Annotated in this window: 19 protein-coding genes, 1 tRNA gene and 1 pseudogene; 2 read left to right on the plus strand and 19 right to left on the minus strand. The window is 40.7% G+C overall.

What is annotated here, in order from left to right; translation table 11 throughout:
• Both ACFINC_RS07905 and ACFINC_RS07910 read left to right on the plus strand, forming a co-directional pair.
• Window positions 1–118 (plus strand): annotated as a pseudogene (locus tag ACFINC_RS07905) (integrase); the annotation flags it as partial.
• A gap of 871 nt (window positions 119–989) precedes the next feature.
• A tRNA-Ser gene (locus ACFINC_RS07910) sits at window positions 990–1,079 on the plus strand.
• 46 nt (window positions 1,080–1,125) lie between these two features.
• Here the strand turns inward: ACFINC_RS07910 and ACFINC_RS07915 are convergent.
• From ACFINC_RS07915 to ACFINC_RS08005, 19 genes are all read right to left on the minus strand, one after another.
• Window positions 1,126–1,548 carry a helix-turn-helix domain-containing protein gene (locus tag ACFINC_RS07915; protein WP_375616847.1) on the minus strand — a complete coding sequence of 141 codons (423 nt, stop codon included), beginning with the start codon at window positions 1,546–1,548 and terminating at the stop codon, window positions 1,126–1,128.
• 62 nt (window positions 1,549–1,610) lie between these two features.
• Complete coding sequence (locus tag ACFINC_RS07920) at window positions 1,611–2,396, minus strand: DNA adenine methylase (RefSeq protein WP_375616848.1); 786 nt, start codon at window positions 2,394–2,396, stop codon at window positions 1,611–1,613.
• A 73-nt stretch (window positions 2,397–2,469) separates the two neighbouring features.
• Window positions 2,470–2,688: a hypothetical protein gene (locus ACFINC_RS07925; RefSeq protein ID WP_375607328.1), complete on the minus strand. Its 219-nt coding sequence runs from the start codon at window positions 2,686–2,688 to the stop codon at window positions 2,470–2,472.
• Window positions 2,669–2,887 (minus strand): hypothetical protein, encoded by a 219-nt coding sequence (locus ACFINC_RS07930; RefSeq protein ID WP_375607327.1) that lies wholly within the window; start codon window positions 2,885–2,887, stop codon window positions 2,669–2,671. The genes ACFINC_RS07925 and ACFINC_RS07930 overlap by 20 nt, the downstream gene beginning before the upstream one ends.
• Complete coding sequence (locus tag ACFINC_RS07935) at window positions 2,820–3,047, minus strand: hypothetical protein (protein WP_375607326.1); 228 nt, start codon at window positions 3,045–3,047, stop codon at window positions 2,820–2,822. The genes ACFINC_RS07930 and ACFINC_RS07935 overlap by 68 nt, the downstream gene beginning before the upstream one ends.
• Window positions 3,044–3,709, minus strand: coding sequence for a lysozyme (locus tag ACFINC_RS07940; protein ID WP_375616849.1), 666 nt, complete (start codon window positions 3,707–3,709; stop codon window positions 3,044–3,046). The genes ACFINC_RS07935 and ACFINC_RS07940 overlap by 4 nt, the downstream gene beginning before the upstream one ends.
• A 13-nt stretch (window positions 3,710–3,722) precedes the next feature.
• Window positions 3,723–5,411, minus strand: a complete 1,689-nt coding sequence (locus ACFINC_RS07945; protein ID WP_375616850.1) for a hypothetical protein — start codon at window positions 5,409–5,411, stop codon at window positions 3,723–3,725.
• A 17-nt stretch (window positions 5,412–5,428) separates the two neighbouring features.
• Window positions 5,429–5,680: a hypothetical protein gene (locus tag ACFINC_RS07950; RefSeq protein ID WP_375610781.1), complete on the minus strand. Its 252-nt coding sequence runs from the start codon at window positions 5,678–5,680 to the stop codon at window positions 5,429–5,431.
• A gap of 9 nt (window positions 5,681–5,689) precedes the next feature.
• Window positions 5,690–6,670 (minus strand): tail fiber protein, encoded by a 981-nt coding sequence (locus ACFINC_RS07955; RefSeq protein ID WP_375610780.1) that lies wholly within the window; start codon window positions 6,668–6,670, stop codon window positions 5,690–5,692.
• Window positions 6,663–7,637, minus strand: coding sequence for a transglycosylase SLT domain-containing protein (locus ACFINC_RS07960; RefSeq protein WP_375616851.1), 975 nt, complete (start codon window positions 7,635–7,637; stop codon window positions 6,663–6,665). The genes ACFINC_RS07955 and ACFINC_RS07960 overlap by 8 nt, the downstream gene beginning before the upstream one ends.
• Window positions 7,637–9,868 carry a hypothetical protein gene (locus tag ACFINC_RS07965; protein ID WP_375616852.1) on the minus strand — a complete coding sequence of 744 codons (2,232 nt, stop codon included), beginning with the start codon at window positions 9,866–9,868 and terminating at the stop codon, window positions 7,637–7,639. The genes ACFINC_RS07960 and ACFINC_RS07965 overlap by 1 nt, the downstream gene beginning before the upstream one ends.
• Window positions 9,861–11,624, minus strand: coding sequence for a hypothetical protein (locus tag ACFINC_RS07970; RefSeq protein ID WP_375616866.1), 1,764 nt, complete (start codon window positions 11,622–11,624; stop codon window positions 9,861–9,863). Before ACFINC_RS07970 ends, ACFINC_RS07965 begins: the two co-directional genes overlap by 8 nt.
• Entirely contained in the window at window positions 11,624–12,679 is a 1,056-nt protein-coding gene (locus ACFINC_RS07975) for a tail fiber domain-containing protein (protein ID WP_375610777.1), read from the minus strand. Before ACFINC_RS07975 ends, ACFINC_RS07970 begins: the two co-directional genes overlap by 1 nt.
• A gap of 1 nt (window position 12,680) precedes the next feature.
• A complete protein-coding gene (locus ACFINC_RS07980; protein WP_375610794.1) occupies window positions 12,681–13,064 on the minus strand; it encodes a hypothetical protein in 384 nt (127 codons plus the stop codon).
• A 41-nt stretch (window positions 13,065–13,105) separates the two neighbouring features.
• On the minus strand, window positions 13,106–14,563 hold the full coding sequence (locus ACFINC_RS07985) for a hypothetical protein (RefSeq protein WP_375610776.1): 1,458 nt from the start codon (window positions 14,561–14,563) through the stop codon (window positions 13,106–13,108).
• A complete protein-coding gene (locus ACFINC_RS07990) occupies window positions 14,563–15,261 on the minus strand; it encodes a hypothetical protein (RefSeq protein WP_375616853.1) in 699 nt (232 codons plus the stop codon). Before ACFINC_RS07990 ends, ACFINC_RS07985 begins: the two co-directional genes overlap by 1 nt.
• Before the next feature lie 72 nt (window positions 15,262–15,333).
• The gene (locus tag ACFINC_RS07995) at window positions 15,334–15,783 is read right to left on the minus strand and encodes a hypothetical protein (protein WP_375610774.1); all 450 of its coding nucleotides are present in this window, start codon (window positions 15,781–15,783) and stop codon (window positions 15,334–15,336) included.
• Between the two features lie 30 nt (window positions 15,784–15,813).
• Window positions 15,814–16,959: a N4-gp56 family major capsid protein gene (locus tag ACFINC_RS08000; protein WP_375610773.1), complete on the minus strand. Its 1,146-nt coding sequence runs from the start codon at window positions 16,957–16,959 to the stop codon at window positions 15,814–15,816.
• Window positions 16,960–17,057: 98 nt separating this feature from the next.
• Entirely contained in the window at window positions 17,058–17,969 is a 912-nt protein-coding gene (locus ACFINC_RS08005) for a hypothetical protein (RefSeq protein ID WP_375610772.1), read from the minus strand.
• Window positions 17,970–17,978 lie beyond the last annotated feature (9 nt).

Here is a 17,978-nt window from a genome sequence, read left to right on the forward strand (position 1 = left end):
ATCACAATTGAAAGCAATTTTTGGCTGGACAGAAGATCAGATGGCATCCCTTTATACAAAGAGTGCAGATCGTAAAAGACTAGCTCTTGAAGCTATAAAAAAGCTCCAAAAAAGTTAGGGGTAGAGACAAAAAAACGTAATAGAATCAAAATTCATTAATTCCCTTATATTCTATATAATTCTTTGATTTTATTTACTCTATACCCGCCCCTTGGGCGTACCATGTGTTTTTATGATTTTATTTTGCATATGATTTTTATATCAGGACATATGAACAGAAATGAAGGAGTTGGATTTCCAAATTTCGTCACCTTAACAAACATGCTCACATTTCCAGATTTGCTTTCCGTCTTTTCTGCTTTTGTATTACTAAACGAATCAGAAGAATTTATTGTAAAGACTTTAATTCTTTCATTAAGAGGATTTTTATCTACTGATCTAAGTGTATTGCTCAATAGTCTTTTTTTCATTCAAAATAACTTCTTGCTCATCTCACAGAAAAAAACATTTAATATATCTAATTTCCAGTCATGTTTGGAAAAGGCTTAAAACTATCGATACAAATCTCACGTAAAATTTTATCTAAATAATGCAAGTTACTGTTAGTCAACAAACATTTCCTCTTCGCAGAACATGAACGATCTAAAAAGATAAAATAATTCAAAAATACATATCAACAAAGAACTTAATATAATTTATCAGAAACCTTCTATTGAACATCTACTATCATTATGAAAATGATTGTTAAAACTAAAAAAATATTGCTTTCTGAAAAACTTTTAGACAGCAAAATAAAATGATAAATCTCATATCTGCCTTTCATTTTTTTCAGAAAAAATTACCATATTTAAAAATAAAACGATTAGGTAACACACTCAAAGAATTGGCTTATGAGGAATTATTTTTATTGAAACTTAAAAAACACTATAGAAAGCGTATTAAAATGATTGACCTTTTACAAGAAGTTTGTCAAAAAGCATATCTAGTTTGGAGGGGTGGCCGAGCGGTTTAAGGCACCGGTCTTGAAAACCGGCGTGCGGGAGACTGTACCGTGGGTTCGAATCCCACCCCCTCCGCCACAGCACTTTTATCGTGCTATAACTTCTTGATTTTATATGACTTTTTTTAAGGTTCGGGATAAATAAATAAAGGTTCGGGAATAGGATTTTTACACTTTCCTTTACAAAATGCATTCTTTTTGCCAGCTTTCTCTAATAATTTTTTTAATAGTTCTAAATCTTCTTGTGAAATAATGTTTATCAGTCTAGAAAACATACCAACAGTTTCACATCTGAAAGTATCAGAAGGCTTTATAATAAAACTTTTGCGACAAGAATCCGACTTTCTTCTCAAAATTTCTGCTACCTCTTGATCTAAAGCATAGAGTTCAATTATCTTTTCCTCCAATCCTACAGGAACAGATTTTTTGCCAATCTCTACAGATGATAAAAATGCTACAGATATATCTAATTTTTTAGCCATATCTAAAAGGCGTTCTGAATGATCAATGCGAAGTTTACGTAAAATTTTGCCAAAGGGTGTAACCATATAAAAGCCCTGTTAGAGAAGAAATATTTCTCTGATTCTAACAAATCTTTTTATGATTTTCTTCAATTATTGCGAATCAAGAGTTCTTTTCGGGGTGGTTTTTTAGCAAAACCAGAGGTCCAAAGGGTCTCTAATTCTAAAAAATCAAAATCCTTAAAAATCTCTCGAACCGCATCACAATCATTCAGACTCAAAACAAACTTCCCTTGAATGCTATTGAGAACTCTTGCCATACTTACAAAATCATCTTCAACAAAATTCCCAGAGCTATAGCACTTCTTCTTCACAAGATAAGGAGGGTCTAGATAAAATAAACTGTCGGGTGCATCAAATAGCTCGATAACCCGCTCCCACGATAAATTTAAAATCGTCGTATCAAGAAGCTTCTGTCTAACACGTTTCATCCTCGCTAAAAGTTTTTCGGGATTAAATACTATAGGCTTTTTTCTTCCAAAGCCAAAAGAGACATACTCTTTTTTCCCATACATCACACAACGTTGGAGAAATAAAAAACGGGCGGCTCTTTCTACCTTGGTAAGGCTTTTGGGGTCAATTGCCGCAAGGTCAAAAAACAACTGTCTTGAACAAACAAACCACTCCAATCGTTTGGCTAAATCATCAAAATGGTTTTGAACGCATTGAAACAGATTCGTGATCTCTCCATTCAAATCATTAATCACGGAATATTTTGCTGGTCTTTTATTTAGGAAAATAACACCAGAGCCTAAAAATGGTTCAACATAGGTTTCATGGTCAATATTATTTAAAATCGGTATAATTTTCTTACGCAGATAGTGTTTACCACCCATCCACGCAAACAGCGTTTGTGTAAAACTTTCCTCTTTCATAAGCGAAGTTCATTCCCTCAAGCTTTTGCAAGCCTAATCATTTTTTCATATTTTAAGGATAAATTTAGTGAGACTAATTCTTTGAAAACCACTGCTTTAAATGTGCAATGACATTATCTAACGCATCCATGAGGCGTGCAAAATCAAGGATAAGCAAAAAAAGAAAAAATGCTATCCACTTCATCAAGCGAGACATCATTTTCACGCTTTGATAGGTGATGATCATTTCTTGAAGCATTTCTTTTTCCGATTCTGTAAGCTCTGTATGTTTTTCAGCTTTTTTTCTTACCATGTTGCCACCCACACAAGCGTTCTCCTTGCTTATTATGTTTTAAGATCTCTCTTGCTAAGCTCGAACTGATGGTGTCGACATCTTGCTGGCTTAAATAAATAGGTAACCAACCAACACAAGAAGAGATATATTTATTTGTCGTGCAACCAACGAGAGAGAGCAGCACGCACATCAGTATCACTTTTTTTGTTAATTTCATTTTCTACCTCAAGACGGGTTGTTGCTGCTTTTAAGGTTTTTTCTGTTTGCTTTTGCTGTTCAGCCTTTTTTCCAAGAGTGAAAGCTTTGGCTAAAACTATAAAAAAAGCGGCTAAAGCCGCACCTGTTACCATCAAGTTTCTTTTCATCCATAAGATCATAGGCGGTGCTCCTGAAAGCGTTTAGCAACAAAGAAAATGCCAGTACATGCGGCTAAAACCATAATGGCGGCTAAAGCCCATTGGATTGGTCCATTGCCCGCTAAAAACCCACCAAGACCTGAGAAAGAACCAATAATCGGTGCCAATGCTTCTGCTTTGAGAAACCCTGTTGGTTGTTTCGTTTCTACTGTTTGATAATTAGAAGAAACATAAGCCCCTTTCGCCCATAGCCCTGCCTCAGCTACACGCCGGTGTACGAGACCTTGTAAACGTTTGCCTCCCGCTTTGGTCCATTTCTGCAATTCGGTTGGTACCGCTTCATAATCGCCCTTGTTGAGTTTTTTTAGCAATGTAGAATTTTGAAAAGATGTAATGCCTATATTATAACAAAAGGAAACAAGAGCGCCGAACTGCTCGTCGCTTAAATTCACACAAACTGCTTTTTCTACCGCCCTCTCATATTGCCGCAAATCTGCTAAAAGCATGTTTTCAGCTTTTTTTTCTGTAATCACCATACCTTCAACAACTGTTGGTTGACCGGCTTTTTTCGTATGACCATAACCAATCGTCCATATGCCAGAAGCATCTTGATAAGCCTGCAAGCGCAAACCTTCCCACTTTTTTAAACAGTATAAACAGTCTTTACTTATTTTCCGTACCATTGTTCAATTCACCTTATAAATATACTTTTATGAGTACTGCTCCGTCACCACCGTCGCCGCCAATTTTGTCGCCTCCGGATTTCCCATCGAAATATCCCCCGCCGCCGCCGCCAGCTCCATTGCCGCCACGACCACCTCTACCACCTTTGTAACTCTCACCACCCTGCCCCATGATAGAACCCTTACATTTACCGCCACCGCCGCCGCCGCCGCCAAGAAAAGAACTTCCACCAGTACCAGCTCTCTTGCCGTCACTTCCACTCCCTCCACCATTACCACCAGAAAAAATAAAGCTTTCACCACTGCTGCCGTCCCTGTTTCCTCCTCCATCGCCACCTTTCCCTCCAAAGTTAACAAAAATCATGGAGACGGAATATCCTCCTTCTGCAGTAACAAGCCCTTTGATAATTGTTTTACCACCATTGCATAAAATGTTACTGTCATTGCCTTTACCACCACGACCAATGTAAGCTGTTTTTAATTTATCTAAATAAGAACCTTTCATTTTAACATGCACGCATTGACCGCCGCCTCCGCCGCCATCTTTAACACCACCACCACCACCGCCCCAAGCCCATACTTCGATATCGGTGTCAGCAGTAATACCATCAGGCAATAGAATATCTCCGCTTTCTGTCATCAGAATTTCAACTGGTTTTCTAACCCCGCCATCATTGTTGCCGCTACTACCGCCGCTGCTATTGCTACTATTTGCTTTGATTGAAGCCATCAGGTTGGCTGGTGAAATAAGCGCATTTATTGTTTTTGTGCCATCAATCCAGTCTTGTTTTTCAAGAGATTGAATGAGATCAACTTTTTTCTGTACACTATGTGCTGTATCTTGCGCTTTATCGGCTGCTGTTTGCGCAATATTTGCCTCAGCTTGTGCCCTCTCGCCTGTTTTTTGTGCTGTCTCAGCCGTTTTTTTTGCATCTTTCGCTGTATTTAATGCAACATCCACAACATTTTTTGCTTCACTTGCAACATGAATCCCTTGTTGTGCAACATCTTCAACTTTATCAATTTTTGCAATCTGTGCACGTTCTGGAAGGGTTAAGATAAGATGCTTTTTCCCCTCCTTCATATTCTCCATATCAAATGCATCTTTTTCTATTTTATCTGGATCATAGACTGATTTTGACATACCAATAGACTTTGAGCCTATAAAATAACTAATGGTATTTTTGAGATCTATTGGAGAGATAGGATAATAAACACCTTCATCTCCCCTCCGCCACTTTTCCATCGTTGGTTGGGTAGAACTCAACCATCGTAGCTTTGATCTTTCCTCTGTGGTTAAGATCTTTTTGGTAGGACCCTCGTGCATATTTTCCATAGAAAATGCATTTGACCCCACATTATCGGGGTCATATGTAGCAGCCTTCATATCGCCAATCCCTAAAGGCGATATTTTTACCCAGCCAGCGCCTGATAAAATCGCATTCTCATGCGCTTCACCACTTGCTTCAATATCGTTGATTGTAACCTTATCTTTGTAAGCAAGAGCTCCAATATCTCTCTTTGCAATAGCATCATCAGCCTTTTTTCCTTGAGCAGCGGTTGCAAAATATTCTACCTCATAAGCTGCTGCACTCCCCACTGAAACAGGTGCAAGAGCCTTACTATCTAAAACACCTTCTTTGACTTCTTCTTTTGTTGCTGGTTCAAGCTTAAATATATGTGTGTGATAGGGTAATGGCATCGCGTTTCATTCCTTAATCAGTTCGTTGTCTTGTTGTGAGAGAGAGAGGACTGCAATTCATCAATAAGTTTTTGCATGATCTCTATGCGTTGATCTGTCGCTTCTTTATATTCTGCCAAAGCGCTTAAAAGATCATGCTGTATGTCGCTTTTGACAAGATCAAGCACCTTATTTAATGGTGCATGGACCATTCTATTGCTTGCATAAAAAAGGACGCGGATTTGCTCCGCGTCCGCAATATCATCAATAGCAGACGGATTATTGATCATTGGAAAACCTCACGATTTTATGGCATAAACAACCGGTACATTAACAGGGCGTGTTTCTGCTTCGCCTGTTGAAGAAATCGTTACCTTGTGCGTGTGCACTCCAGCAGGTTGTGTTGTTCCTCCAAGAACGGCATAGTGATAAGAGGGATTTCTTCTACCAATATCATTGGCACTCCATCCCACTCCATTATACTGAAACTCGTGGGTATGTTGCCCTGCTTCTTCAATGGTAGCAACATGCGTATGCGATTTAAGACAATCTTTCTGTATATCGGCAAATTTTCTACTTCTGTCTAAACCGCGACCATTGTCAAAGCCGCGCAAAAACATTCCTCTAAAGTCTGGAACTTTAAAGGTTGTATCGCTATCTTTTCCCCATTTATCCCCTATCGCCTTGAATAATTGCGGATAATCTTTGCGTTCATAAGTAGCACCATCACATAAAAGCCAACCATTTGGTACTTCTTGCATAGCAAAGGTTGCAATAAACCCGCAAGGGAAGGTTTCTACCTTTGGTGGTGGAATAGGGGTAGGATTTAAAAGATACCAGCCATCAAGATCTTTTGTTGATACACCATCATTATAGACTATTTCATAAATACCCCCCGTTTGAAGCTCCCCACCTGTCAATGGCACTATCCCCGTATTGGTTGCTTTATAGAGTGACTTTGCTCCTATATTATTCACATTTATTGTCGCGGGTCCCACATTTGTACCACGCGCTTTAAAGCGTAGAATGATATCATTTTTATATTTTGCTAGAGGTGAAACCGTTGTTAACGTTATGGATGTTGTTTTATCTTCCCCATTCACCATAAATTTTGTATCAAGAGAACCACCATTATCGGCAAGATATTCACGTATACGCTGCATCATGACCCGCGCACTATCATTGACAGAACTAGGTGGTTGTCCCTCTGCCCAATTAATCATGCTATCTGAATGCGCATTTTTATCAGCTGTTAACGACCAATCATAAATATCAGACATGATAAGCCCCCGTTCTTCTTAATAATTCTTCCCGTAATTGTTGCTCTTTTTGCTGCCCATATGCGCGAACAGGATTTCTCCTTGAGGAATCAATAAGGGGCGTTAAATCTATCGGGCGTGCACTTGATTGTGAAAACCCCGCCATCATTGGTTGTTGCATCATTTGTTGATGTGCCATCTCTATTTGTTGATTTTGTGCATCTTTATTCCGTCTGATCAAATCAACCAGATTCATTACACCCTTTTTAAGCGCACCAGCATCAATCCCTTGCGCTTGCAATGGTGTATTGTCCATAGCCTGCCCTATGAGAGTGTCTCCACTTTCAGAAGCATGCACTCTGTTTGATAATGGCGTGTTCTCTGCTACCAATGGTTGTCTTGCTTGATCACCTTGAATCGCCTTTTGAAATCTCTCAACGCCGCACTTGGGCACCGCTTCATTTGGTGTGGTTTGCCAATTGCCTTGGGGGGATTGTATCATTCTCTTCGAGACATCTGCCGTTTTATTGTAAAGCCTATAAATATGATTCACGAAATCCCCCGCAGTCGCTTCCATGCGACCTCCATTGAGTGTGACGGCTTGACGCCCTAAAAGCTGGCTTGCTGGAATATGTGGATTTTTGATAAGTTTTACAGCCCCTGCTGGTCCTTGTTGGTGTGCCAGATAAAGTTCTGCTGGTGTTGGCTCTCTGCCTAATGCTGTGGTTAAATAACGCGTGTTGTCCTTCGTTAATCGCGCCATAGCATCGGTTGCTTGAAAGGGATCAAACTTATTATTTAGTTGATACTGCTTTGCTGTTGAATCGAGAAATTGATACAGCCCCCCTGCACTACTTTTGCTATTTCTTGCATTTGGATTACCCTTACTTTCTATCATAGCAACCCGTTCAAGAAAGCTTTCTGGCAAACCATATTTTTGTGCTGCCTGTGAGATAGCACTCTTCACATTGGGATGAAAATTGATCATTAGTTTATAACCGTTCTATCAACGCTGCTATTCAAAATAATGCCAACAAAATTAATGAATTTTGTATAATTTTCTCGTGTTATTAAGCGTTTCTTTTCTGCTTCATGAAACTTCTTAATTAATTCAACAGCTTTTTCCCTTGCTAACCCAAAATCTTCTTTTTCCCGTGCTGTTATGAGAGCCGCAATATCTCTCTCAGTCTCTCTATGCACTCCTAAGAGTTTGCGTCCCCATTCTCTTGCTAAAGTTTTCAGGGTTGTCTTGATTAGATGAATCTTTCCTCCAATCGCAGCGTCTTCTATAGCCTTTTCTTCTACTTCACCCATATGGTTTGGCAATCGTGCAAAAAGTTTTGTTCTTTCCACTTCTGGTCGCAACACTTTCATAAGTTGCTTAGCTTTATCTTCACCAAAAATACGCTGTAATTTTTCTTGACCATTTTTTGTGTCAAACAAACTCAAAAGATTGTGGTCAAAATTCTGTGCATTGCCTGCCGCATGTTCTAGTTGCGACCGTATACCTTTTTGAAAAGCCTCTTTTTCCATCAACCCAAAATCCGAAAGTTGACTGTTGATTGTGTCGAGATTAACGCTCTTATTCAGTGCTTTTTTTCCTTGCTCCAAAGCATTACCGATAGTACGCTCGTCATAATAAATTTTCCGTGCTTTAGCATAATCTGGAGAGGACGTATCCAAAACGTCCAAAATGCGTTGTTTGAACAGAGTCAAATCTCGCGCATATCCTTGTTTTCCTTTGATGCGCGCAGAATTAATTTGATCATCCAAAACCTCTTTCATCTTATGTAAAATTCGCATATTCAGCTTTGGATATCCATTGCTCCCTATAACTGTTGCATCCGCTTCATTTGGCATTTGCGCAATTGCTTTTTTATAGGCTTTTTGGAAGGCAGGAGTTTCTTGCAACCGCGATAAATCTTCACGAACAGCATTAGAAATGGGAGAAGCTTTCGCCCTCTCATAAAATGGTTCAGCCTTTTTCTGTGCTTGTTTGATAATCTCTTGCTTTAAATTAAGCGTATCTACTTTTGGACCCATCACATCTGTCAACGCATTCTTTACCCGCAATGCACTCGCATCTTGCCTTTCATTCAAACGATTACTTATGAGCGAATATGTATCAGAATCTTTTTTTGCTGCCTTAAAAGCTCTTGTAGCAAGCTCATCATGAAGATCAATAATCATTGAATCAGGACCTCGCTGTTTTAATGCCCTTTCAAGTTTATCAACACCTTCATCCCCTAAAGTTTGGCTTACATCCCTAAGCGCTCTATCGCTTATCTGAAATGCTTCTTTTTCTACACCTTGTGTTATTGGTTCAGTTTTACCAAACAATTTCTCAGCTGTTTTTTTGACAACAGCAGATGTTTTCTTAACACCAGAAGCCGTTACTTTGAATGGTTTTGTAACAAAAGGTGTAACCTTTAAAGCAGAATGTGCCACAAATGGTGTTGCAACGCCTAGCCCTGCACCAACCCCAGCAGACACTAGAGTATCTGCAAGCCCTTCCCCCTCACCACTGCCTGCTATTCCACCATAAATGGCTCCAGTTTTTGCTGCACGCCCCAAGCTAAATTTTGCCGCCTCTTTACTTGCTACTGCTTTCATTGCTGCTTCACCTGCAGCTTTTGCCGCTGCCCGTTCCGCACCCTCTGCTAAAGCAGATTGCACCGCCCTTTCTCCTGCTGCTAAAGCTTTACTGGTTATTTGTGCTCCTGCAACACCAGCTCTACCTCCCAGCACAACATCAGCCCCAATTGCCGCACGAGCAGCAGCAGGAGCGCCAAGACCTGGTATTAGAAAAGGAATTGCAGCGCCCGCTAAATTCCCCGCAAGAGATGCATAAAAATGATCTCGGTTCGCCGCTCTTTGATAATCACGCCATCGCTTTGTCACTTCATTATACTTTTTGACTGCCTCTTTATCTCCCATCCAATAATTAATAGGTCCCAGAGGTCCCGAAGCGAATACTCCAGCTATTTCATCATCATACCCCATAGTTAACCCATGAAGAGCACCCCATCCAAAAGCACCCGCTGCACTTGGTTGTGGACTATCTTCTTCTGTTGCACCACTATTTCCTGTAACAGAACCACTTAGCCTTTCCTTATTCTTCGCGAAAAGCTCTTGAAGCTGTTCTGGTGTATAGTCGCTTATATGCCCAATGACTCTTGTGTTTTTACGATTAATAAGAGGGGGGATTACTTCAGCCATTGGTTTGTTTCTCCTTAATGCGTCCATCTCTATCAACGAACAACATGCCTTCCGGCAATGCTTCTATCTGTTTTTCTAGTGGATCATTTGACTGTGCATGATTTCCCTTATAAGCATCTTGCCCATAGGCGGCTCGAACGAGCTCGTTTGTTGCTTCTGCACCACCAAAAAGAATTGCGCGCGTTGCTGCATTGGATTTATTGAAAGTGTCAATAACTGTTTTTAAAGATTTCTTCATTTGCTCTGCAGAAAGATCTTGATACAGTGCTGCTACAGAGTTTTGCAATGCTTGCAATTCCATATTAGACAAATTCCCAAAGCCAGATGCGCCATTTGGTGAAAATGCTTTTGCTTTTCTCAAGGCATCAAGCCCGATACTTGCCTTCAATGAATCGAGCATATGCCCAAAATCTTTTGCCTTAGAATTAGGAAGGAACGACCCTATAGAACCCGTGAAACCAACAACATGCGGGTGTTCCTCAATAGTTTTTAGCAATTCTTTAGATGCTGAGAGTATACGATTTGACCTGTCTGCTGTTTCCAGAATTCGCATTTGCATTTGTTGGTTTTTACGCTCCTCCTCCTTCTGTTCTTGAATTAATTTATGTTCTGAACCACTGCCTGCAATTGGCATCGCACGTATGCCACCAAGTGCATTTTCGTCCTTAACATACATATAACCTGATTCAGGCTTTGACAGCATGTTATCAGTATTTCTTCCTAATCCAGAAGCAGTGGAACGCTGTCCTCCTTGGACAGGTATAATTTTACCTGTGCTTGTTGAGACTTGGAAAGTCATATCCTCAGGCAATCCCTGCTCTGCCTTTTCTTCTGATGTCAATGTTCTATAGCCTTCTTGAGGGCTTAATGTGTTGCCTATAACTTTCATGGCAAGATCTGGATATTGCACAAGGGCTTGTGCGTCTTTATCACTATATCCCTTAGAGCGTAAAAACTCAAAAATTGGTCTATTTTGAGCACGTACATTATTGCCCTGCCGCATAACAAGTGCCGCATTTGAAAAACTTTCTTGCGGTGTTTTTCCTGATGCTAACCCCGCAAAAAAATCCATGAGATGCTCGGAAAATTCTGATTTTCTAAAACGCTCCCATAAGCTGCTTGGATTTGCATCTTTATGAATAAAGTTCCCAACTGCGTTTACATAATCGGTTGCCTGTTCGGGCTTAGCACTTGCTTTTAAATGTTCCTCTTCTGGTAAGTGTGCATTCAAATGTTTTTCTTCTCCTATGGGTGCCTCAAAAAGCTTTTCTTCATCATTTCCAGAATTGTTTTTCAAAGAGTTTTCCGCTATAGATTTCTCATTAAGTTGAGCAATATAATCCATCACATCTTTTTGCTGTCGCCCAGCTTCATCCCCACTAGACTGATCAATGTTCCCAACAAGTGGAGATTGAGGAATCATTGATGCAACACCTCCCTGCTCTGAAAAGTCATGTTTTTGTTGCTCTGGCGCCTCTTGTATCTTAACAGTATCCTTTGAAACATCCGGCAATGGAGGCATTTGGCGCTTTAAATCATCTGTAGACATAATCAATTCTGCTGGCGTTTTTTTCCCAGCTTGTTCTGTCCCTGTTTGAGAACCACGAATAAGCTCTGTAGGACTCAATTTTTGTGGAGTATTATCCCCATTGCTCGCATCAAAAGAGTTTGTGCTAAAAGCAGCAAGTTCCAACGCTTTACGCTTTCTATAAGCTTTTTCACGCTCTAATGCATTTAATTCTTCTCGCCAAAACATCACTGCACCCTTTCCATCTCAAAGCCAAGCTTGCTATAATCCACATGCAAAAAACCTGTCGCCTTATGCAAGAAAACAGCTTCTGGCTTTGACTTCAAAACATCCTGTGCCATCACCCCGCGATAGCGCTCTGGGTGCCCCTTGTAGTTGTATTCATAGAGTTTATAGCCATTTCTCTGCCCAGCTTCTCTGATGTTTTCTTTTGCTCTGATGTCACTAAGCCCAGCAAAAGTACCAAGGATAGTTCCAACATTTCCAACAATCTCCCACGGATTAGGTTTTGGCTGTGGAGTCAATGTCGTCCTTTGTCCTGTTTGCGTTCCGTAATTTCCAGCAACAGCTCCACCAGCTGCGAGCAACTTACTTAACTGGTCCCAATCAAGATTGTTCTGCTGTTCCCATTTTTGCCGCTCTTCATCCAATTGCCGTTGATGATTGGCATCAAGCACACTCCCTCCCGTCAACGCATTGAGATTTGCCTGACCTTGACCTTGAAAGAAATTATTGGCACCCGCCAACTGATTTTGGTTTGCTTGGTCAATGAGACTATTGGCATTCATCATGTTGTTGACATCTTGGTTATATTGCTGTGATAAAGCTTGTGTTGCTATGCCCCCCAATTCATCAGCCAAAACGCCGGTATGTGCACCCGAACCATAACGCCCAGCTCCTGCTAGCGAACTGTTAATAGAGCTTGTTGCTTTATTTAATGCGTTTTGAAGTGCTTCATTAAAGTAAGGGTTATTGCCTATTTGTTGCCCTGAAGCCATGTTCTTTAAGTTTTGGCTTGTTGAATTTTGCCATGTGGCTAATCCATTTAAATAATTGTTATCATAGTTATGCGTATTATTGCTAAGCCCATTAATCGCATTCTTTGTTTGATCACTTAAACCTGCTACACGTTGCCCATCATAGACGGCTTTTCCGCTGCCTTGATTATAAAAAGTCATGGCATCTTGAGCGGCGTGTTCAAAAATACCTTTTGCCCATGCAGGGGGTTCATTTGTTTGCGTCGTGTTTTGGGTATTCTGGATTGGTTTAGAACTTTTTCCCATGTTAAAGCTGCTTTCTATATTCTAAAAGATTAACGAGATATCCATGCGTTTTAAGAGATTTTTCCCACCCTCGCCTGCCTATGATGACAAGCTCTTTTGCCCCTTTTTTCTTGTAATAAGCTTCAATCTGAGTGATAAGCTTTGTTAAGGGCGCTCCTCCCTTTCCACCAAGTGTGACAACAACCGCCCTTAATGCTCCAGTGACGAGTTCTTGTAACTGTGTTGTGACATGCGCCATAAAGTTTTCATGCGCATCAACGATAATCCAAAGAACTTTTTCTCCCTTCAAAATATCGTTTAAAATGGTTTCTGTATTATAATCATCAGGGAATTTTTGATTAAAATAAGCTATCGATTTTATGACATTCTCAAAATAGGGCGCCATTTGTTCAGCGCTCCATTTTTCTGTATTATAGATCTTAAAACTCATCTTATGCCCGCGGGTTTGAGCGTTACATCAAAGCCTGTTATATGTGTCCATGGGGTGCCTTCTGGTATTCTAAGTCGCAAAGCATGATAGCGTGCCCTAGAGCGGATATTGTACATTCCGCTGCTATAGCCCGCGTAACGCTCTTTCGCCCAATTTAATTGATTTCTATTATCAATGATAAAAGCAGCTCCAACGCTTAAAAGACCACTTGTCGTATCTGCTTGAACAAAAGCCTCACTCATAAGATTAATCTGTCTGCCCGTATCCCCTACAATTTGTGAAGCAATGACAGCTTCCATAGGAGGACCAGCAAAAAAACCAAATCTATTGTCTTGTGTAAACGCTCCCAACATTGGCGCACCATTTTGCCACATTTTACTATCAAGAGAAGCGCGTAAATCTCTCAAGCATTCTTGTACTTCGTCTAAACCTTCTAATGTGTAACCCGCCGCAAAGAGAGGAAATAAGTGAAGTCTCTGTCCTTTAATGACACTCCATATTTGCAAAAGCCAATCATAAACATAGATATTCATCCCCATCATATCGTCATTTATAGAAAAATAAACGCGTGAATAGACCGGATCAATACAGGCTTTTATTTCATCAATGGCAAAGTTATTGTAAAGCGTAAAGATAGTTTTATCGACTTTGCCAAAACCAATAGGCAACATCTCACCAGTATTGTTGATTTGATAAAAACCATCATCAGAAATAAAGAAAGTATAATCTCCACGACTTGCAATTGCTGTGCTACTTTTTGCCCCTATTTTGTCTTTTATTTTTACAAAACTAAATATTATTTTAGACCCTGGAACGAAGGTTGCATGATAAATAGCAGAACGCATAAAAATAAGCGGGTTGGTTGCTTGCGTTGCTCCTTGTACATATTCCCCATCTGGGAAATCTTGATAATCGCAACTTTTCTCACCAACTTTCCAGTGTGTTGCATCATTGAGACCTGACCAATGAACACGATTTGGCTTATCTGTTAATTTCATTAAACAGACAAAATCTCCCCAAATACGAACAAGTCCAGCACGCGGGGGATTCCCCCCCAAATCTTCAAATCTCTCTGCTGTCTTTAAGGCGAATATTTGCGGTGTATCATTGTTATTAACGGCAATGATATAATCACCAAAGACAGCAAAAGACCAAGGTGCCGTTTCATTGGCGTGATATTGTTCCCCAAGCTTGCTAATATCTTTCCAACCGCGTGTGCTGTTATCATATTCGTAAAGCTTTGTTGATGTCCCTACAATAATCCGCACACCACTTAACGACCTTACTGCATAGACTCCTAAAATCACATCCGGAAAAGGTTCTGAAACGGGGGCAACTTTGGGAACTGGAATATAGGAATTGGGTGCTGGTAAAACGTTCACAATCTCACGAGAATAACCAGTGTTAATAAATGCAACATCTGGTCTAAACTCAGCAATAGGAATAAAGGTCATCAGAAATCCGTATGTTGAACTCTCAACAAATTCTTGCGCCGTGAAGTCTCAATTTGTAGCGCATCGAGTTGCTCTTGAAACATGGCAAAAGCTGCCGCAGCCATCTGTGGTTCTTTAATAATATTGGTATAAATTTCATATTTTGCGCGGGTTTTGATCAGTTCATAGGCTTCCAAAAACCATATTGAAGCTTCTTGTGCACTCTCTATGTCTTTTATTCTTATAGGATCAAGAATAAGCCTGATAGAATAGATACGGTCTGGGATTGGATACAAAATAAGCTTTTGTTCAAAATAACTGTATCGCGTGGACATGCCATGGTTACAATCATTCACAAGGCTCTCAATAACAAGCGGATCTGTATGCAAAAGCTTTGCTTTGCTGTGATTATCTTCATAAATGTAAGCATCAACAATGCGAACAGCCCCTGTCATTGAAGGATGTGCCTCTGCACCATAACGGCTTTTTCCCTTTATAGTGGTAAAAACAACTTCGCGGCTTTCATTGAAATAAAAAGGCAATCGTTCACAAAAGCGAATAGCCGAAAATATCGCCCTTTGCACTTGATCAACATACTCATCTGTTTGATCATCTATTTCATCCTGAATATCGTTTAACATCTGGATAAAATTTTTATCCCAAGGAGCAATGGTCTGTTTGTCTCCAATCGGACCACCTGTCTGTACTATTATTGTCATATGACTCTCTTCCAAATGTCTTGCGGCATCTTGTATGGGAGGGGGACGCAAGCAACAAACGCCCCCTTGCCTTTAACGATTTGTATAAAACTCAACAATCACCTCAGCATCACCTTTGGTGCTTTTCTTGTCTCGTGTCATATAAATCGTACTTTCAGCCTCTAACGAAACATCTCGTTCCTTCATAGGGAGGTACAGATCGCTATTGGAATATTGCGTAAGCCCTATATCTCCATAATCATTACCATGAGGCTCTTTTCCAAATGTAGCTTTTACATCTTCAAAATCCTCCATGGGATAAGCTGTAATACTTTTTATAAAAGCCCCTCGGGGTAGAACACCAATTTTCGTTATCAACCCTTGGTCTGTACATTTAACACGTGCCCGTAAATAACTAACCTGCTGTGTACAATTGTTGCGTCCTTGCAAAACATGTGGCAATCCCTCATCTGTCATGCCAACAGTCTCAACGGTTTCAACAGGTTCAGCAGGTTTTTGTGTAATTGGCGGTTTTTCTGCCATAATTGTCATCCTTTAATGAAGTTAAAATTGTTAGCTTGCTTCAGCAAAAGAAGGGATAACAATCGTGCCAAAATCTTGTCCCCCTTGATCAGAATGCGGCAAGGTATAGCGTGACTTTTTCATGCCGATAATGGTTTTTGCAGCCAAACCAAATTCACGTTGATAATCAAACAGTTCTTCAACAATTTTATAACGCGTCGCACTATTTTCCCCATTGCCTCCTGTTGCACCATTACCAATACGCCCATAAGCCATGATGATACTTTGCGCACCAAGCAAAACAGCACGACGAACAGATGTTACAGGCTCTTGTGTCTTTGAATTAACACCATTAGGGACATGCTCTGCTTCACGCAAAATGACACCGTTATACATCCCCAAAGAACCATTAAAAATTGGATTCTTCGCTCCAGAACCATCATAAGCCGCCTTGGTAATGTCTAACCACTGCCCGCTCTTTGTGTTGGTACGCAATTGGGTCACCTGTGTTGGGTGGAGATACATCACATAAGCAGATTTTCCATCAACACGAACAGGGCGCAAACGTGGATTAGCAAGTTTAGCACGTTCAACAGCTTGATCTATAAGATCTAATGTAAAAACATCGTCTTTTGTAAGCTCTTCATCAGTCTTTTTCTTAGCTGGGCGAATAACACGCAATTTGCTTGGCTCTAATGGAGCATTAAAACCATAATGCACCGGTTTAAGCGTTATGTTGCGTCCTTCAAACTGCATCCATGGTGCTGTATAACCTGCTGCCTGAATGAAGAACATCAAACTTAAGCGATCTGCATACCAATCAACAAGCCCATCCTTTGCTTCCTGACGCAAACTAAAGGGAACACGCTGTTGATCAATAGAGCCTTCATATTTGATGCGCACCGCATGAGTAAGCTCGTTGATGTGCACCTTTTCATTCATAAATTGGAGTGCTTCTTCATTGCCTTCCAGCGTTTGTCCCTCGCTAACGCCATCCCCCATCAGTTGAACTCGTAATCCACTCGTAACGGAGTCACCAGCACTTTTCCCTAGCATATCCAACACTTGGATAATGCTGTTTTTGCTCTCCCCCATCAGCGGTGCAATAGGCAACGCTTTTGAAGTTTCTGTGTTTAGTATCTTAGCCCAAACGCCAACGGCTAATGGGTCATTGAGCTTTACTTCTGTTACTGCCATTTCAATCAATGCCTTTCTTGGTTTTTAAAACTCGCCTTGCGGCTATCCCAAACGATAAAAATCACTTGGTTCTCTCTGTTGCGTCACCACGCACATCTTCAAGCTCTACTCATAATTTGTTCAAATTTTTTGGGATTTTTCTCAACCCATACAGCAAATTCGGCTTCCGGCATGGAAAAGAGCGTTCTCACATCCATACCGCCTGTTGGAACTTGCCCGCTGCGCGCTGTAAGTGTTCGCGCTGCTTGAGAACGCTCTTGAAGGGTTTCCACTTCATCCTTTATTGGTGCTTCACTATAGCCAAAAGCCTTTGCTTTTTGCACCAGCACCTCTATTGGGTTTATACCGGCTTTTTGGCATTGTTGGCATATTTGGCGCAATTCAGCACCAATTTGTTGTTGCCGTGCTGCGGGGTCTTTCCATTGCGGATAAAGGCTTGCTTGCGCTTGTAGGACACTGTCTGCTCTTTCATAGAGATAATCGGTGATACTGTCTAAATCCGGATATTTATCTTGTACCTGCGCTTTGGCTTCCTCGAAATAATCCCCTAACTTTTGGCGTTCATATTCCTCTTGACTCATGCGCTCTTGGCTCTCTCTTATGCGAGAAAACTCATCAAGTAATTTCTGTTGTTCTTGTACCTTATGACTAAGCCATGCAACATGTGCTTGTGGGTCGTCTTCTAGGGAGGGAACATTTTCCTCACGGCGGCGCGTGATTTCTTCCTGCATTGCGGCATATTTTTGCGCAAGTTCAATAGCCAATTCACGCGCTTCAATGGCGCTTTGTTCTGCCTTTTGGCGTGCTTGCCGCTCTTGCTCTAATTTATCAGATTCTATTACATCAGAATTTGGCTGCTCTTGAAGTGGTTCTACAGCTGGCTGTTCAGAACTTTCCTCTGCATCAAAAACTTCCTCAACTTGTTCAGGCTCGACCAATTCAATAGCATTATCACTGGCAAAATGTTCATCATAGATTGCTTGTTCTTCAGGCGTAAACTCTTCTTCCATATTCTGTCC

The organism is Bartonella sp. AP58NXGY (assembly GCF_042195785.1).
In the GTDB taxonomy this organism is placed as follows: Bacteria; Pseudomonadota; Alphaproteobacteria; order Rhizobiales; family Rhizobiaceae; genus Bartonella.

Bases quoted from the DNA above. Each gene is read 5' to 3' on its own strand.
- ACFINC_RS07915 (WP_375616847.1), bottom strand. From the start codon at position 1,548: ATGGTTACACCCTTTGGCAAAATTTTACGTAAACTTCGCATTGATCAT.
- ACFINC_RS07920 (WP_375616848.1), bottom strand. From the start codon at position 2,396: ATGAAAGAGGAAAGTTTTACACAAACGCTGTTTGCGTGGATGGGTGGT.
- ACFINC_RS07925 (WP_375607328.1), bottom strand. From the start codon at position 2,688: ATGGTAAGAAAAAAAGCTGAAAAACATACAGAGCTTACAGAATCGGAA.
- ACFINC_RS07930 (WP_375607327.1), bottom strand. From the start codon at position 2,887: ATGAAATTAACAAAAAAAGTGATACTGATGTGCGTGCTGCTCTCTCTC.
- ACFINC_RS07935 (WP_375607326.1), bottom strand. From the start codon at position 3,047: ATGATCTTATGGATGAAAAGAAACTTGATGGTAACAGGTGCGGCTTTA.
- ACFINC_RS07940 (WP_375616849.1), bottom strand. From the start codon at position 3,709: ATGGTACGGAAAATAAGTAAAGACTGTTTATACTGTTTAAAAAAGTGG.
- ACFINC_RS07945 (WP_375616850.1), bottom strand. From the start codon at position 5,411: ATGCCATTACCCTATCACACACATATATTTAAGCTTGAACCAGCAACA.
- ACFINC_RS07950 (WP_375610781.1), bottom strand. From the start codon at position 5,680: ATGATCAATAATCCGTCTGCTATTGATGATATTGCGGACGCGGAGCAA.
- ACFINC_RS07955 (WP_375610780.1), bottom strand. From the start codon at position 6,670: ATGTCTGATATTTATGATTGGTCGTTAACAGCTGATAAAAATGCGCAT.
- ACFINC_RS07960 (WP_375616851.1), bottom strand. From the start codon at position 7,637: ATGATCAATTTTCATCCCAATGTGAAGAGTGCTATCTCACAGGCAGCA.
- ACFINC_RS07965 (WP_375616852.1), bottom strand. From the start codon at position 9,868: ATGGCTGAAGTAATCCCCCCTCTTATTAATCGTAAAAACACAAGAGTC.
- ACFINC_RS07970 (WP_375616866.1), bottom strand. From the start codon at position 11,624: ATGTTTTGGCGAGAAGAATTAAATGCATTAGAGCGTGAAAAAGCTTAT.
- ACFINC_RS07975 (WP_375610777.1), bottom strand. From the start codon at position 12,679: ATGGGAAAAAGTTCTAAACCAATCCAGAATACCCAAAACACGACGCAA.
- ACFINC_RS07980 (WP_375610794.1), bottom strand. From the start codon at position 13,064: ATGGCGCCCTATTTTGAGAATGTCATAAAATCGATAGCTTATTTTAAT.
- ACFINC_RS07985 (WP_375610776.1), bottom strand. From the start codon at position 14,563: ATGACCTTTATTCCTATTGCTGAGTTTAGACCAGATGTTGCATTTATT.
- ACFINC_RS07990 (WP_375616853.1), bottom strand. From the start codon at position 15,261: ATGACAATAATAGTACAGACAGGTGGTCCGATTGGAGACAAACAGACC.
- ACFINC_RS07995 (WP_375610774.1), bottom strand. From the start codon at position 15,783: ATGGCAGAAAAACCGCCAATTACACAAAAACCTGCTGAACCTGTTGAA.
- ACFINC_RS08000 (WP_375610773.1), bottom strand. From the start codon at position 16,959: ATGGCAGTAACAGAAGTAAAGCTCAATGACCCATTAGCCGTTGGCGTT.
- ACFINC_RS08005 (WP_375610772.1), bottom strand. From the start codon at position 17,969: ATGGAAGAAGAGTTTACGCCTGAAGAACAAGCAATCTATGATGAACAT.